A 14,460-nucleotide genomic window follows, 5' to 3' on the forward strand; every position below is an offset into this window, starting at 1 on the left:
TTGCCATCCCAGCCGCACAAAGGCCGCCTGAAAACCCTCTCCTCTATAATTCAGCCAAGCAAACGGACAAACCGCCATGAACATCAAACCCACTCTCCTGCCCGCCTTACTCCTTGCCATGACAGCCCCCACCACCGCCGCCCCGGCCGAGCCACTGTATTACTACGTCCAAGCAGGCAAAGTCGGCGTAAAAACCGCATCGGGGCGCATTGTGATTACACCCAAACCCATGTTTGCGCCGCTTGTGGAAAATTTCGCCGAGCAAAAAACACCTATCCGCGACCACACCATAGAACTCTGCTATTCCGAGCAGCACAAAGAAGACCGCAAAGGCACACTCGCCACCGATGCGGGCGATGTGTACAGCCGCAGCGGGCAATATCTCTACTCGCCGCTACTCTACGACAACAGCTGCGACTACTGGCAGGAAGGCATGCGCCGCTATGTGGAAAACGGGCGCGTCGGCTTTGTGCGCCGCGACGGCAGCCGCGCCACACCCGCGCAGTGGGATTTCGCCACCCCGTTTGAACACGGCTACGCCACCGTGTATCGCGGCGGCTGGCAAAAAGCATGGACAGACGACGAACATTGGACAATCGCCCCCGCCGCGCCCGATGCCGTCAGCGAAATCATCAACCAGTGCGGCGAAGCGGTAACAGGAAGTAGCCTGAAAACAGCGGCAGACGACGTGAAAATCGGCGGCAAATACTACCCCAACCCCTTTGCCTACACGTCCGCCGAGCAGCGCATCGCAGACTACTTCAACCAACAGCCCGTGTTGCAGGCATTGTCCCGCTATTATGTTGATTCGCCAGAAGATGCCGCCAAACTGGCACTGAAATTTGAAATCGTGGAACGCCCCTCTGCCGCCCTGTCTTACTATGTGCTGCGAGGCTTTGACCCCGACGGTGATGCCCACGATGACGCTTTTTTTCTGGTCAGCGCGGACGGCAAACAGCGTTTCGCCGTCAACGGCTACGACGCGCTTTCGCTCGGCAATCATGTTAAGAAAACCCCGCTGCGCCGCTGGGTGCGCGGCAAACTGCTTCAAGCACGCGACTATCTGCGCCGACACCCCGGCAAACCGCACCGGTTTGATGTGAACCGATATTTGCGGCAATGGCGGTAGAGGTTGCCGACAATCAAATTTTGAAGCGGATTTTGTGTCATAAAACGGCAGAGGCCGTCTGAAACCCTTTTCTCGGTTTCAGACGGCCTTTGTCTGCCGCAGCCTTATTTGGATTTGGCGAGCAGCGCCACCAGCACGGCTTTGATGGTGTGCATACGGTTTTCGGCCTGATCGAAAACGATGCTGGCCGGGCTTTCAAACACTTCTTCCGTTACTTCCACGCCGTCTAGGCCGAAGGTTTCGTAGATCCATTCGCCGACTTTAGTGTCGCGGTTGTGGAAGGAGGGCAGGCAGTGCATGAATTTCACCTGCGGGTTGCCCGAGGCGGCCATCAGTTCGGAGGTGACGCGGTAGCCGCACAGCAGGTCTATGCGCTCCTGCCACATTTCTTTCGGCTCGCCCATGCTCACCCACACGTCGGTGTGGACGAAATCGGTGCCTGCAACGGCTTCTTGCGGGTCTTCCGTCAGCAGCAGGCGAGCGCCGCTTTGTTCTGCCAGCGCGTGCGCCTGCCGGATCACGTTTTCAGACGGCCACAGGGTTTTCGGCGCGCCGATGCGTACGTCCATGCCCATCAGCGCGCCGCAGAGCAGCAGGGAATTGCCCATGTTGTAGCGTGCGTCGCCGACGTAGGCATAGGCCGTTTCCCGCAGCGGTTTGGCGGAATGTTCGCGCATGGTGAGCAGGTCGGCAAGGATTTGCGTGGGGTGGAATTCGTCGGTGAGGCCGTTGAACACGGGCACGCCCGCGTAGCGCGCCAGCTCTTCGGCAACGTTTTGGCCGTAGCCTCGGTATTCGATGCCGTCGAACATGCGGCCGAGGACGCGGGCGGTGTCGCGGATGCTTTCTTTGTGGCCGATCTGGCTGCCGCCCGGTTCGAGATAGGTGACGCCCGCGCCCTGGTCGCGTGCCGCCACTTCAAAGGCGCAGCGGGTTCGGGTGGAGGTTTTTTCAAAAATCAGGGCGATGTTTTTGCCGCGCAGCCGCTGTTCTTCGCGTCCGGCTTTTTTGGCGGCTTTCAGTTCGGCGGCCAAGTCCAGCAGGGCGTGGACTTCGTCGGCGGTGTAGTCGGTGAGTTTGAGGAAGTGTTGTTGTTGCAGTTTCATATTGTCTCCTTTTGGTGGTTTTGGCTGTACTTTCAGACGGCCTCTGGCCATAAAAGGCCGTCTGAAAGCCTATTTGATGGCAACGGGAATGTCTTCCGCCGCGATGCCGTTTTGGCGTTTTTCGTAGCGCTCGAAACCTATGCTCCGCGTGTCTTCCTGCCAGACGAGTTTGCGCGACGGGGTGGAATGCGCGGCCAGCGTTTCATCCAGCGCGGCGCGGCGGCGTTCGGCAGGCAGGCGGTGGAGGGCGAGGGCGGCTTGGAAGGCGCGCTGCTGCATGGCGGTGTCCTGCATGCGGCGGGCGTAGGTTGAAAAGTCGGGTGTGCCGATGTCGGCGAGGATGCAGCCCTGCGCGTCGGCCAGACACGCCCATTTTTCTTTGACGCCGCCGTGTGTTGGCGCAGGCCATGCCAATGCCCGATCCTGCGCCAAAGTGTCAGCGGCAGCGGGGCGGCAGGCGGGCGCGTAGTAGCCCGCGCTGCGGGCGGTGGCGTGGGCGGCGTTGAAGGTGGGCACGGGCATCAGGATTTTGCGCCAACCGGTTTCGCCATCGTCGGCCAAATCGGTTTCGGACAGATTGGTTGCGGTGGACAGGGAAGCCGACAGCGGCGATTTTTCCATTAGATGGTAAAGATTGGCGAGGGAGCGGAATTCGTCGCGCACGGCGGGACAGATACTCTGCTGCTGCGCGTCGGGCACGGCGAACACGCCGTCGCATTCCTGCGGCAGACGGTTTGCCCAATCGGGCTGTTCTGCCAGCATGGCGGCGGCCAGGCCGGTGTTTTGGCGGATCAGGGCAGCGCCTATCATCGGGAACAGCAGGCCGGGGCGGCCTGTGAGCAGGGCGCGGCCGGTGCGGATGCCGCGGCAGGTTTGGGTGATGGCTTCGCCGTTGCGGTCTTCCGTCCAGTCGAGGGCGGCGGCGGGCGCGGTGTGAAAGAGATGCTGCATCGGCGGCAGGGGGATAGTGCCCAAATTGTCTTCGTCGTTCGGCCAGCCGCGTCGGGCGAAGGTGTCGTAGTCGGACAGGCGGCCGATGTTGCCGATCAGGGCGGCGTATTTGCGCACGGCTTCGCGGTATTGCGCCGTGTTCTCGCGCACGGCAGCCAGGCATTCGCGGCCGCTGTTGCCGCATTTGAGTTCGCCGTTTTCGGGTTGGGGCAGGGCGCGGTCGGCCAGGGTGGATAGGGCTCCGTGTTTTTGCACCGCCGCGCCGTGTTCTTTCATCAGGGCGGCGCGTTCGGCGTCGTTTTCGGTTTGGTAGGCGAGCAGCCACAGGGCGTCGATGCCGTTTTTCCCCTGCGTTTCCGGCTCTGCTGCAAGCAGGGACAAATCCGCCTGCGCGGCGGCGGTTTCCTGTCGGATCAGGTGCTGCGGCACGGCATACAGCAACACGGTGGCGGCAACGGTTAAAAGCAGCAGGAAAAAGAGGAGTTTTTTCATCGTCAAAAGCCGTCTGAAAACGAAAATGGACAGGCGGCATTGTAGCGCAGAACGCGGCCTTTACCGTTTTTTTCATTTCGCGGCGTGAGACCGTTCCGCCGACGCGGGAGTGGCGTTTCCGAAAGGGTTGCGGGCAGGCCGCTGTATAGGAAAAGGCCGTCTGAAAATCCGTTTTCGGGTTTTCAGACGGCCTCTTGCGCTCTGCGGACGAAGCTCTTAGAACTCCAATTCGGCTTTCAGCCAGTAGGTGCGCGGCAGGCCGACGACGGCGAAGCTGCGGTCGAAGCGGCCGCGCTGGATCTGCCAGTAGTTTTTGTTGAACAGGTTTTCCACGGCTGTGCCGACGGTGAGTGTGTTGCCGCCGAATTTGGTTTTATAGCGCGCGCCGACGTCGACCAGCGTGTAGCCGGGCAGTTTGTATTTCTGCTCGGCATCCTGATAGGACTTGCCGTAGTGCTGCACGTTGGCGTTGAGCGTCAGGCCTTTGGCAAACGGGGTGTCCCATTCCACGCCCGCTTTGGCAATGAATTTCGGGCTGGTGACCTGGTGGCCTTTGCGGACGATGTTGTCGTCCCATTTGGGGAAGTCGATCAGGTCGGAGCGGATGAAGCTCATGCCGATACTCGGGCGCAGGGTTTTGCCCAGCAGGTTGGCGTAGGCGTTGAGTTCCAGGCCGCGGTAACGCTCTTTGCCGTGTTCCTCGCCGGCTTTGGCCAAGCCTGCCGCGTTGAGGCGGGCGTAATCCGTGCCGCTTGTCGTGTTGCCGCGCCAGTAGCCCGGGCGGGTGATTTGGTAAATGTTGGCGGAGGTGACGATGTCGCCCCAGTTTTTGCGCACGCCCAGTTCGATTTGTTTGCTGACGCGGGGTTTGGAGGCGTTGCCTTCTTCATCCACTTCGCCCGGTTCGAGGTCTTCCATGTAGTTGCCGTACACCACGAAATCCGGCGAGGGCACCCACGAAGCCGCCAGCATCGGACCGAAGCGTTTTTTGCTGTTTTTGTCGCCGGTACGGTAGTCGTCCTGTTTCACCCACTGGTAGCGTCCGCCCAAAGTCAGACGGATGGTGTTGTTGTTGAAACCCAAAGTGTCGGATACGGCAATGCTCGGGGTGGTCTGTTTCATGTCGACGGTTTGGCGGGTGGCAGACACGATATTGTGCGTAATGCCGGAGAAATCGGGCGCATAAATGGTGTGGCCGCGCAATCGGTCGCCGTAATTGCCCGGGCCGCTTTTGTGGTCGCGCGAACGGGAAACATAGTCGAACGAGGCTGCCCAGTTGTGTACGACGGGGCCGGTGTCGAATTCGCCGCGTGCTTTGAGCGTGCCGCTGGTGGTGCGCGAGCGGATGTCCCACGGTGTGGCGGCGGCTGCGGAGTATTGGCCTGTGGCCGGGTTGACCATCCGAAGCTGGGTGAAGCCGCCTTCGTATTTCGATTCCATATAGCCGATACCGCCGGAGAGCTGCATGTTCCAGTCGGTGTCGTACTCGAAGGTGGCCATGTTGGTAACGGTGCGGGTGGTCTGCTCCTGCCAGCTCGGCACCAGATTGATTTTGCCGTCGGGTGCTTTGGGGAAGGCGAAGGCGTAGTTTTGCATGTCTTGGAAACGGGCGCGGCTGCCTTCGGTGTTGCGGTGGTTATACATGAAGTCGTAGGCCACGCGCAGTTTTTCGCCGCGATAGTCGGCGTTCAGGCCGAATTCCTGGTTGTCTTCCTTATAGCCGTGGCGCGGGGTGTTGCCGTGGCGGTATTTGCCGGCAAAGCGTACGCCCCATTCTTTATTCGCGCCGAAACGCTGTCCGAAATCAAATGAAGCCTGCGGGCGGCTTTTGCCGAACCAGCCCAAGCCGATTTTGCGGTTGCCCTCGTCGGACGCTTTTTTGGTTTCGATATTGACGGAAGAGCCGGTTGCGCCTTCGGGGTCCATGCCCGTGGTGGAACTCGACGCGCCTTTAATCAGCTGCGCGGAGGCCACGTTGGCGGTGGGCGTATGCCAGTAGGAATAGAGGCCGGGCAGGCCGTTGATGCTGAACTGTTTGGCATCCAGTTGCAGGCCGCGCACATACAGTCCTTGCAGCGTGTTGCTTTCGCCGCCGAACTGCATTACCGAGGCGTCGGTTTTGGCGATGGTGTCCACCAGCGTGCGCGACGCGTTGTTTTCCAATACTTTTTCATCGTAGTTCATCACGGTAATCGGCGCGGTGAAGGCATTGGCGCGGCCGAGCAAACCCAAATTCACACGGTCGCGCAAATCGCCGTCGCTGGCGATGGAGTAGGACTTGGCGGCACGGACGCGGTTGGCGTCGGCACGCACGGTCACTTCCTGCAAACCGCCCGCTTCCTGCTCCTGCACGGCGTTATCGTCGGCACAGGCAAAGGCGGCGGCCACCATCAGCGGCAAAACGGCTAATCTCTGATTTGTTGTCATATTTTTTCTTTCTCGGTTTGTAAGGCATATAAAATGATAGCGGCGCGCATTATCTTTCAGACGGCGCCGACTTAAAACAAAGCACGCGCTTACTTACAAAGCTTAACTGAAATTGTTGCGGATTTGGTCTGGCTTGGCGGCAAACAAAACGGTAGAAGGCCGTCTGAAAACAGCGGCAGTGCCTGCGGCGCTTGTTTTCAGACGGCCTTCTGCCTGATGTTTTACGGAATATACGGAATAACGGTGTGGAAATGAAAAAAGCCTGATTTTTCAATCAGGCTTTTTTCTTTATTTGGCTCCCCGACCTGGGCTCGAACCAGGGACCTGCGGATTAACAGTCCGTCGCTCTACCGACTGAGCTATCGGGGAAGAAGTGCGCATTATAGCGGCTGTTTGGATTTTGTCAAACACTTGTCGGTGGAAATTTTACAGAATTTGGCTAAATGTATAATTTGTCTTGTTATTTAATTTTCCCGATACGGCAGAAATAGCGCGGCAGCGGGCGGAATGCGTCGGACTGGGCGGCAAATTCGGCGGCGAGGCGGCGGTATCCGCTTTCTTCCTGCGGGCTGTAGCGGGCGGTTCCCGCCAGCAGGGCGAAGCAGCAGGCGGCGGTTTCGGCCTGTTGTTCCATATTGAGGGAGGCGAAGGTGGCGATGCGCTCGGGTGGCGGGCAGCGGTAGGCGCGGCGGCGGGAGTAGCCGCCCTGTGCGGACAGTATCAGGCCGCCGAGCCAGGTGTGGAAACCGTGCTGCCACTGCCAGACATGGGTCAGCTCGTGTATCAGCCACAAGAGATAGCCGCTGCCTGCCTGCGTGTAGTCGGGCAGGTAGTGGCGGCGCGGGAAATAGATGCGGCCGTCGGGTGATACGGCGGCAGACAGGTCGGGCAACAGGGGAAAACCGCAGCGGATGCGGACGGCGGCATAGTCGAGATGGCTGCCGAAAAAGAGGCGTGCGGCGCGGATTTCGTTGTCGGTGAGGCTTCTGGCGGCGGCCATGGTTTGTTCCGTGTGTTTTGTGTTTTCAGACGGCCTGTCCGTCCGATACGGCCGATATTTGGCGCAAAGCCGCTTATTCAAGCCTTCCTGCGGCGGGGCGTTGCCAAGTGCGGCGCTTTTTCCGACAATGCCGCCCTTTGAGGCCGTCTGAAAACGCCATGACCGAACACACTCCGCTTTCCCTTGCCGTTGTCGGCCACACCAACACCGGCAAAACCTCCCTCCTGCGCACGCTGCTGCGCGACAGCGCCTTCGGCGAAGTGGCCAACGCCTCGGCCACCACCCGCCATGTCGAACGCGCCGCCGTTGCCGATGGCGGCGACACCCTCCTCTATCTCTACGACACCCCCGGCCTCGAAGACGCGGGCGGCGTGCTCGACTGGCTGGAAACCCACACCTCCGCACGCGCCGACGGCATCGAGCGCCTGCAACGGTTTCTCGCCTCGCCCGAAGCCGAAGACATATTTGCACAGGAAGCCAAAGTCCTGCGCCAGCTTCTGCACAGCGACGCCGCGCTTTATGTTATCGACGCGCGCGAACCCGTGCTGGGCAAATACAAAGACGAACTCACCGTCCTCTCCTGGTGCGCCAAGCCCGTGATGCCCGTTTTCAACTTCACTGCCGAACGCGACACCGCCGCCTGGAACGACATGCTCGCCCGCCGCAACCTCCACGTCACCTGCGGCTTCGATACCGTCGCCTTCGATTTTGAAGGCGAAATGCGCCTGTGGCAGAGCCTCGCCACCATGCTGCCCGACAACAACATCCTCACCCGGCTTGTCCAAATGCGCCGCCGCGAATGGCAGAGCCTCGACAAACAAGCCAGAGAAGAAATCGCCGGATTCCTGCTCGATGCCGCCGCCTACAAACAGGAAACCGGCGAACACGACGACCCCGCCCCCGTTTTGCACACCATGCAGGAAGCCGTCCGCCGCCTCGAAAGCGGATTCCAACAGCGCCTCCTGCACCTCTACCGCTTCTACCACAGCGAAGCCGAAAGCGGCGGCTGGGCGCTCAAAGCCTTCCGCCAAGACCCCTTCGACAGCGCCCTGCTCAAAGAATACGGCATCCGCACCGGCACGGGCGCCGCCGCAGGCGCCGCCATCGGCTTAGGCATCGACATCGCCACCCTCGGCGGCTCGCTCGGACTGGGCACCGCCATCGGCAGCCTGCTCGGCGGCGTTCTGCCCAACATGAACGACATCTCCGACAAACTCAGCGGCCGCCAAACCCTGCACACCGACCCCGAAACCCTCACCCTGCTCGCCGCCCGCGCCCTCGACCTGCTGCACGCCCTGCAAACACGCGGCCACGCGGCGCAGACACCCGTTTCCCCAAAAAGCGGCAAAACCCCCTGGCCGCCGCGCAAACTGCCGCCCGAGCTGCAAAAAGCCCGCAGCCGCCCGCGCTGGTCGTCGCTCAACACCGGAGCCCCCGAAGCCAGCCGCGAAGAAAGAAGCGAAGCGGCAAAAACCCTGGCCGAACGCCTGCGGCATCAAGAGGCCGTCTGAAAACAAAAAAAGGCCGTCTGAAAACGCCCTGTGCTCACACAGAAAACATTTCAGACGGCCTCCCGCCTGTTTGGCAAAACAAAAAACACCCCCTGTCTGCCATCAGCGCAGCCCGAAAGCAAAGGCCGTCTGAAACATACTGTTCAGACGGCCTTTTTGACAAAACCCGTGCCGCCGCCGACAATGCCTGCCCCAACCGAGAGGAAACCACATGAAACCGAAACAACTTACCGCCGCCGTCCTTTTTGCCGCCGCCTGCGCCCAAGCCGCCGAACTGCCGCAAAACGCCGAGCTGCAATACAGCGGCCCCTACGGTGTGCCCGCCACCATGACCTTTACCCGCAGCGGCAACGCCTACAAAATCGTCTCCGTTATCAAAGTCCCTCTCTACAACTTCCGCTTCGAAAGCGGCGGCACCGTCAGCGGCAACGCCCTGCACCCCTCCTACTACAAAGACATCCGCAAAGGCAAAACCTATGCCGAAGCCAAATTCGGCGGCGGCAAAATCACCTACGGCAAAGCGGGCGAACAGCAAACCGAAAACGCCGCCGGCCAAATCCTCGACCTCTTCGCCCTCGCCTGGCAGCTGGCCGCCACCGACGGCAAACTGCCCGCCGGCATCAAAATCACCAACGGTAAACGCATCTACAACATCGGCGGCCTGAACAAAACCGGCTCGGCGCAATACGCCTTCGCCGGCGGCAAAACCACCGTCGAAAACTACACCGTCAAACGCGGCGACGACACCGTCAACTATTCATTCGCCCCCGCCTTCGGCAACATCCCCGCCAAAATCAGCTACATCGACAACGGCACAAGCTACAACCTCAAACTCACCGGCCTGAAAATCAACGGCCAAACCGTCAAACCTTAAACCGCCGTTTTGTGCGCGAAGGCAAGACGATAAGGCACAGCCGAACCCCGTACACATGGCAGAAGGCCGTCTGAAAACCGAACAAGGGCTTTCAGACGGCCTTAACACAGAACTGGCCTGCATGCAGGTTGCGTTTGCTGTGAATTTCAGATGAAGGAAAATTGATGGGTTACCATGTCAGAATTATTAATACTGCAAAGGATACTGCTGCATCAGCGAAAATGCTTAACCGGCCTCAGGCATTGGCCGCATGGCTGCGGAAAAATTTCGATTTTTACGCCGATACCGACGATAGCGGCCAACAGTATTTTTACCGTGCCGACGATCAAGAACGTACTTTGTTTTACGAAGTGTGTGATGAAGGAAACAGAGAACTATTGGCCATCGGTCCGGATGATACGTTGCTGGCTCTGATGATCGACATCGCCCGTTTGCTGGGCGACGGCTCAAGAGTGGTTGGAGATGAGGGCGAAACCTACGTCAGCCCTGTTCGTTCCTACACCCATCCGGGTGATGCCGCCACGCTTACTGCTGTATACGGGTATAACAGTCTTGGCCGGAAACTGTTTGATTTCCTGCTCAGTATTTGGATTCCATTGCTACTGTGGCTGATTGTGTTACTACTGTGGCTGATTGTGTTTTTGTTCAAACTTTGGAAAGAATAGCCCGCATACCGTAAAGAGTCGCCCCGCGACGCACGCGGTTTGGGGTTTTGCGGGAAACCGTGCGGGCAGACACTTAAAGGCCGTTCCCGCCTGCCCAGGAATGACGTTTCCGAAAACGAACTCCCGTGCAATTAAAAGCAGGTTTGGGACATTCAGACGGCCTTTGGCGCGGCAGGTATCGCATGGAGCGTGTGCGACGCGGGGCGGCACACCCTACGTATAACCCGCGCTGCGCTTGCCCACAGTGATGATGTGTCAATTACAAATGCCTAGGGTGTGTTGACATTCAACTTTTGAAGCGGATTTTTCGGCATAAAATGGCAGATGCAAGGCGAAAACACGAGCCAATGCCGCCCATTGGCGAGTGTTTTTAACGAAGCAGATGTCGTTTTAGAACGGAAAAGTTGCCAAAATGTTGAATGTCAACACGCCCTAAGGATTTGCCTTTGTCAGTGCAATTCGACGGGCTGATGATTGCATACCCTTTCTGGTTTAGGCACTTGTATATAGCGTTTCTTCGTATATCCACCTGCTCGTCAGACATATCGGGATATTTGACGTTTACATCTAAGGTTCCATTGTTTAATTTTCTTACTCCGCAATCTAAAACGTCTTTCTTTCTTTCTTTTGACTATATCGGTGTGTCCCATGCTGCCGTATTTCTGAATGCCCTGTATTACCGTGTAATTATTATAAACATCAGGACTGTATTCGGAGACGACACGTATGGGGATACAGGCGCTAACAAGCAAAACAGCCGGCAATATTGATTTTTGCATCATGACTTTCCGAATTTAAAAAATGAATTCCATAGCAAACGCAGCCGCAAGGCTGATTGTCAACAGCCCCTATAAGGCCGTCTGAAAAACAGAAAAGCTTTTTTCAGACGGCTTTCTGCCGTATCCGCAACGGTCAGTAAGCCGAAAACGGCACGCTGTACACCCTGCCGTCTACCGCCACGTCGGCCGAGAAATCGTGCCGCGCTTCGGTGCACAACGGCAGGCGCACGGCGGCGGCCGACCATCTGCCCGCCGCGTCGCGCCGTAAATCGTAGCGGTTGAAGCCCATGTCCATATCGCGCATGGAAAAGCTCACTGACACTTCGCGTGCGCCGTCCGCCCCGTCGAGCACAATGTCAAACGGCTTTTGCAAGGCGGCGGCGGGCGCAAAACGCAGCACCGCGCCGCCGGGCAGCGTGCAGCCCGTCGCGATGTCGCAGGCCGCCACCTCCACGGCGGCGGGCTGCCGCTGCGTCCACCAATGCAGAGCCGCCAGCTTCACGGCGGCAAACGCCAACAGCAACACGGCGGCCGTAATCCATTTGCGCTGTCCGTTCACAGCACCAGCCTCCATTAAAAAAAAACGGCATTATATCCCGCAAAAACAATCGGCAAACGGCGAAATAATAGAATATGTCTATCACTATCCGACACAGCGGCAAACCCGTGCCGCAAAGCGCTTTCTGCTACAATGCCCGCCTGCAAAAATAAGCGAGTTGGAAAAATGAGCATTGCCAATAATAAAAAAGCCTATCACGACTACTTTATCGAAGACGAAATCGAAGCCGGACTGGTACTCGACGGCTGGGAAGTCAAAGCCATACGCGCCGGCCGCGTCCAGCTCAAAGAGAGCTACATCCACTGGAAAAAAGACGCCTTCTACCTCGTCGGCAGCCACATCACCGCCCTGCCCACCGCCTCCACCCACGTCAAACCCGATCCCGTCCGGCCGCGCAAGCTGCTGCTCAAACAGGGCGAAATCAACAAGCTTATCGGCAAAGTCGAACGCAGCGGCTACACCCTCGTACCGCTGAACCTGCACTACAAACGCGGCTACATCAAAATGGACATCGGCCTGGCCAAAGGCAAAAAGCAGCACGACAAACGGCAAAGCCTGAAAGAAGCCGACTGGAAACGCGAGAAACAGCGTCTGATGAAAAACACACGCTGATTTTCAGACGGCCTCAATCCCCTTTCAGACGGCCTCAATCCCCTTACGGAGGGACTCAGGCCGTCTGAAATCTTTTCCGCAGCAAACCATAACGACAAAACACACCGATATTCAGGAACAACATGGACACCATCGAACGCGACAGCATGTTTTACGACGTGCTCATCGTCGGCGCAGGCCCCGCCGGACTCTCCGCCGCCATCCGCCTCAAACAACTTGCCGCCAAAAACGGCCGCGACATCGGCGTCTGCATCGTCGAAAAAGGCTCCGAAGTCGGCGCCAACATCCTCTCCGGCGCCGTTCTCGACCCCAAAGCCCTCAACGAACTCATCCCCGACTGGCAGGAGCGCGGCGCACCCGTCAGCCGCAGCGTCAGCGAAGACCGCGTCCTCTTCCTCACCGAAAAACGCGCCTTCAAACTGCCCACCGCCCCCAGCTTCCGCAACGAAGGCAACTACATCATCAGCCTCGGCCTGCTCACCCGCTGGCTGGCCGAACAGGCCGAAGCGCTCGGCGTCGAAATCTACCCCGGCTTCGCCGCCTCCGAAATCCTCTACCACCCCGACGGCTCGGTCAAAGGCATCGCCACCGGCGACATGGGCGTCGGCAAAGACGGCCAACCCACCGGCAACTTCCAACCCGGCATGGAGCTTTACGCACAACAAACCCTGTTTGCCGAAGGCTGCCGCGGCTCGCTCACCAAACAACTCATCCGCCGCTTCAACCTCGACCAAAACAGCCAGCCGCCCACCTACGGCCTCGGCATCAAAGAAATCTGGGAAATCAAAGCCGAAAACGCCCGCCCCGGCCTCGTCATCCACAGCACCGGCTGGCCGCTCGACAGCAAAACCTACGGCGGCTCCTTCCTCTACCACCTCGACGGCAACCGCGTCGCCGTCGGCTTTGTCGTCGGCCTCGACTACCAAAACCCCTACCTCTCCCCCTTTGAAGAATTCCAACGCTTCAAAACCCACCCCGCTATCGCCCCCGTCTTTTCAGACGGCCGCCGCCTCGCCTACGGCGCGCGCGCCCTCGCCGAAGGCGGCCTGCAAAGCCTGCCCAAACTCACCGCCCCCGGCGCCGCCATCGTCGGCGACGCCGCAGGCTTTCTCAACGTCCCCCGCATCAAAGGCATCCACTGCGCCATCAAATCCGCCATGCTCGCCGCCGAAGCCGTCTTCCCCGTGCTCGATAACGAAGGCGAAAACGCGCAAAACGGCAAAGAAGCCGCCGCCTACCAAAACCTGTTCGAACAAAGCTGGCTCTACCGCGAACTCCACGCCGCCCGCAACATCCGCCCCTCCTTCAAATGGGGCATGTGGCCGGCCTTCGCCTACACCGGCCTCGAACAATACATCCTCAAAGGCCGCGCCCCGTGGACGCTCAAACACCACGGCACCGACCACGGCAGCCTGAAAAAAGCCGCCGCCTGCCGCCCCATCGCCTACCCCAAACCCGACGGCGTCCTCACCTTCGACCGCCTTAGCAGCGTCTTCCTCGCCAACGTCAGCCACGAAGAAGACCAGCCCTCCCACCTCCTTCTGCGCGACCCGCAGACGATGATAGACGTCAACTACAAAGAATACGCCTCACCCGAAACCCGCTACTGCCCCGCAGGCGTATACGAAATCCACGAAGAAAACGGCAGCCCGCGCCTGCACATCAACGCCGCCAACTGCATCCACTGCAAAACCTGCGACATCAAAGACCCGACGCAGAACATCACCTGGATCTGCCCCGAAGGCGGCGGCGGGCCGAACTACGGCGATATGTAAAACCTGTCCGCCGAACGCAAAAGGCCGTCTGAAAACCCAGTTTCGGGTTTTCAGACGGCCTTTTGTTTGAACAAAGGGGGCAGGCGGATAGGGTGCGGGCGGGGGCTTGGCAAACTCCGTGATTCCGATGCAGCGAAACGGCATCTCTCGGCGTGGATGCCATTGGGAACGTGAGTCTTTTATGACGCGGAAGCCGCCTGCCGACAAATAAAGGCAGCCGAAGCGAATGGAGATTCACACCGCCGTTTGCGCGGAGCGCCAACACGGCAGACAGAGCAGAAAAGCCGCTTTCAGACGGCCTTTTGGCCTTCATGGCGCAGGCCGTCTGAAAAAGCGCGGCCTGCGCTGCCGGGTGCTGTGGAAGAGGGGAGGGGATATCGAATCCGACGGTTTGCCGCCAAGGCACAATCTGCGGCGTAAGTAACAAATTTACTGCTAAATCAGAGAAGCAACGCACTAAGTAACAAATTTACTGCCGCAAATTCATTTTCTAGCAAAATAATCCTTAATAAACCTTATCTTATTACCCCTACTCATACCATGATGGCATTCCAGTCTGCGCTTCATATCCGAGAACGCA

Annotated in this window: 11 protein-coding genes and 1 tRNA gene; 6 read left to right on the forward strand and 6 right to left on the reverse strand. The window is 58.9% G+C overall.

The genetic code is table 11. The features are described from left to right. Positions 1-76: 76 nt before the first annotated feature. Positions 77-1,129: a hypothetical protein gene (locus ACLD9W_RS06280; RefSeq protein WP_410841220.1), complete on the forward strand. Its 1,053-nt coding sequence runs from the start codon at positions 77-79 to the stop codon at positions 1,127-1,129. Between the two features lie 104 nt (positions 1,130-1,233). Here ACLD9W_RS06280 and argF read toward each other — a convergent pair whose 3' ends face one another. From argF to ACLD9W_RS06305, 5 genes are all read right to left on the reverse strand, one after another. After that, positions 1,234-2,235 (reverse strand): ornithine carbamoyltransferase, encoded by a 1,002-nt coding sequence (gene argF, locus ACLD9W_RS06285; protein ID WP_410841221.1) that lies wholly within the window; start codon positions 2,233-2,235, stop codon positions 1,234-1,236. Positions 2,236-2,304: 69 nt separating this feature from the next. Continuing rightward, on the reverse strand, positions 2,305-3,678 hold the full coding sequence (locus tag ACLD9W_RS06290; protein ID WP_410841222.1) for a hypothetical protein: 1,374 nt from the start codon (positions 3,676-3,678) through the stop codon (positions 2,305-2,307). A gap of 216 nt (positions 3,679-3,894) precedes the next feature. Next, entirely contained in the window at positions 3,895-6,105 is a 2,211-nt protein-coding gene (locus ACLD9W_RS06295) for a TonB-dependent siderophore receptor (RefSeq protein WP_410841223.1), read from the reverse strand. 293 nt (positions 6,106-6,398) lie between these two features. Continuing rightward, a tRNA-Asn gene (locus ACLD9W_RS06300) sits at positions 6,399-6,474 on the reverse strand. A 91-nt stretch (positions 6,475-6,565) separates the two neighbouring features. Continuing rightward, entirely contained in the window at positions 6,566-7,105 is a 540-nt protein-coding gene (locus ACLD9W_RS06305) for a type IV secretion protein Rhs (protein WP_410841224.1), read from the reverse strand. Between the two features lie 158 nt (positions 7,106-7,263). Here ACLD9W_RS06305 and ACLD9W_RS06310 point away from each other — a divergent pair, with 158 nt between their 5' ends. The 3 genes from ACLD9W_RS06310 to ACLD9W_RS06320 all read left to right on the forward strand — a co-directional run bounded on the left by ACLD9W_RS06310 (position 7,264) and on the right by ACLD9W_RS06320 (position 10,155). Beyond that, on the forward strand, positions 7,264-8,616 hold the full coding sequence (locus ACLD9W_RS06310) for a DUF3482 domain-containing protein (RefSeq protein ID WP_410841225.1): 1,353 nt from the start codon (positions 7,264-7,266) through the stop codon (positions 8,614-8,616). Positions 8,617-8,827: 211 nt separating this feature from the next. Next, the gene (locus ACLD9W_RS06315; protein ID WP_410841226.1) at positions 8,828-9,490 is read left to right on the forward strand and encodes a DUF3108 domain-containing protein; all 663 of its coding nucleotides are present in this window, start codon (positions 8,828-8,830) and stop codon (positions 9,488-9,490) included. A gap of 164 nt (positions 9,491-9,654) precedes the next feature. Continuing rightward, positions 9,655-10,155 (forward strand): TyrR protein, encoded by a 501-nt coding sequence (locus ACLD9W_RS06320; protein ID WP_410841227.1) that lies wholly within the window; start codon positions 9,655-9,657, stop codon positions 10,153-10,155. A gap of 912 nt (positions 10,156-11,067) precedes the next feature. Here the strand turns inward: ACLD9W_RS06320 and ACLD9W_RS06325 are convergent. Then, positions 11,068-11,493: a hypothetical protein gene (locus ACLD9W_RS06325; RefSeq protein ID WP_410841228.1), complete on the reverse strand. Its 426-nt coding sequence runs from the start codon at positions 11,491-11,493 to the stop codon at positions 11,068-11,070. A 132-nt stretch (positions 11,494-11,625) separates the two neighbouring features. On the opposite strand from ACLD9W_RS06325, the gene smpB reads away from it, so the two are divergent. Continuing rightward, a complete protein-coding gene (gene smpB, locus ACLD9W_RS06330) occupies positions 11,626-12,105 on the forward strand; it encodes an SsrA-binding protein SmpB (RefSeq protein ID WP_410841229.1) in 480 nt (159 codons plus the stop codon). A gap of 122 nt (positions 12,106-12,227) precedes the next feature. Further along, complete coding sequence (locus ACLD9W_RS06335) at positions 12,228-13,880, forward strand: electron transfer flavoprotein-ubiquinone oxidoreductase (protein WP_410841230.1); 1,653 nt, start codon at positions 12,228-12,230, stop codon at positions 13,878-13,880. Positions 13,881-14,460 lie beyond the last annotated feature (580 nt).

It is taken from the genome of Neisseria sp. WLZKY-1, assembly GCF_046546535.1.
GTDB lineage: Bacteria > Pseudomonadota > Gammaproteobacteria > Burkholderiales > Neisseriaceae > Neisseria.

Excerpts from the sequence above, each read along its gene's own strand:
- ACLD9W_RS06335 (WP_410841230.1), top strand. The coding sequence starts at position 12,228 with ATGGACACCATCGAACGCGACAGCATGTTTTACGACGTGCTCATCGTC.
- ACLD9W_RS06290 (WP_410841222.1), bottom strand. The coding sequence starts at position 3,678 with ATGAAAAAACTCCTCTTTTTCCTGCTGCTTTTAACCGTTGCCGCCACC.
- ACLD9W_RS06315 (WP_410841226.1), top strand. The coding sequence starts at position 8,828 with ATGAAACCGAAACAACTTACCGCCGCCGTCCTTTTTGCCGCCGCCTGC.
- argF (WP_410841221.1), bottom strand. The coding sequence starts at position 2,235 with ATGAAACTGCAACAACAACACTTCCTCAAACTCACCGACTACACCGCC.
- smpB (WP_410841229.1), top strand. The coding sequence starts at position 11,626 with ATGCCCGCCTGCAAAAATAAGCGAGTTGGAAAAATGAGCATTGCCAAT.
- ACLD9W_RS06310 (WP_410841225.1), top strand. The coding sequence starts at position 7,264 with ATGACCGAACACACTCCGCTTTCCCTTGCCGTTGTCGGCCACACCAAC.
- ACLD9W_RS06305 (WP_410841224.1), bottom strand. The coding sequence starts at position 7,105 with ATGGCCGCCGCCAGAAGCCTCACCGACAACGAAATCCGCGCCGCACGC.
- ACLD9W_RS06280 (WP_410841220.1), top strand. The coding sequence starts at position 77 with ATGAACATCAAACCCACTCTCCTGCCCGCCTTACTCCTTGCCATGACA.
- ACLD9W_RS06320 (WP_410841227.1), top strand. The coding sequence starts at position 9,655 with ATGGGTTACCATGTCAGAATTATTAATACTGCAAAGGATACTGCTGCA.
- ACLD9W_RS06295 (WP_410841223.1), bottom strand. The coding sequence starts at position 6,105 with ATGACAACAAATCAGAGATTAGCCGTTTTGCCGCTGATGGTGGCCGCC.